We start from the raw sequence: 862 nt of genomic DNA, 5'->3' as shown, positions 1-862 counted from the left end.
ATTGGGTCGGGTCTGCATCAGCTTGGGATTCTGCGCAGCCATGCCGAGCAACTGGTTACGTGCGGCCATGAGCGCCTCGTGGCCAATGCCGCCGTTGTCCTGCAGATAGAAGTCGAAACCAGTGGCGTTGCCCAGTTCCATGACCGCAGGGGGAACCACCGCAAAAATTATTGCGTCCTTGACTTGGGATAGATACCCCATGGATCGCCCTGCAATAGCTCCGGCGCTATCTTTCGGATCGCTCCGCTCTTCCCATGATTTAAGTTGAATGAATCCTAGCCCCGAGCTCTGACCGCGACCGGCGAAGTTGAAACCGTTGACGGTGAACATAGATTTTATACCAGGCTCATTTTTCATCATCATTTCGCGCATGGTGTCGAGCACCTTCTGCGTCCGCTCGGCACTGGAGCCCGGCGGCGTGGTGACCTGGGCGAAGATCACGCCCTGGTCCTCTTCCGGCAGGAAGGACGACTGGATGCGGGTGAAGAGGAACACCATGACGCCGACGATCAGCAGGTACAGCAGCAGGAAGGGCACCTTGTGCCGGATCACCGCGGCCACGCTGCGCTCGTAGCGGTGCTGACCGCTCTCGAACTTGCGGTTGAACCAGCCGAAGAAACCGCGCTTCTCGTGGCGCCCCTGCTTGACCGGCTTGAGCAGGGTGGCGCACAGCGCCGGGGTCAGGATTAGGGCCACCAGCACCGACAGCACCATCGAGGAGACGATGGTGATGGAGAACTGGCGATAGATCACCCCGGTCGAGCTGCTAAAGAAGGCCATGGGCACGAACACCGCTGACAGCACCAGAGCGATACCGACCAGGGCGCCCTGGATCTGCTCCATCGACTTACGGGTCGCTTCC

Annotated in this window: 1 protein-coding gene; it reads right to left on the bottom strand. The window is 60.0% G+C overall.

Going from position 1 to position 862, the window contains the following annotated elements; all coding sequences use genetic code 11:
- Positions 1-862 (bottom strand): efflux RND transporter permease subunit (locus tag GSQ95_RS24955; RefSeq protein WP_178123850.1); only part of this gene is annotated, 862 nt, incomplete at both ends.

This window comes from Pseudomonas sp. BAV 4579, from assembly GCF_009765395.1.
In the GTDB taxonomy this organism is placed as follows: Bacteria; Pseudomonadota; Gammaproteobacteria; order Pseudomonadales; family Pseudomonadaceae; genus Chryseomonas; species Chryseomonas aestiva.
This window is presented reverse-complemented; position numbering and strand designations above follow the sequence as displayed.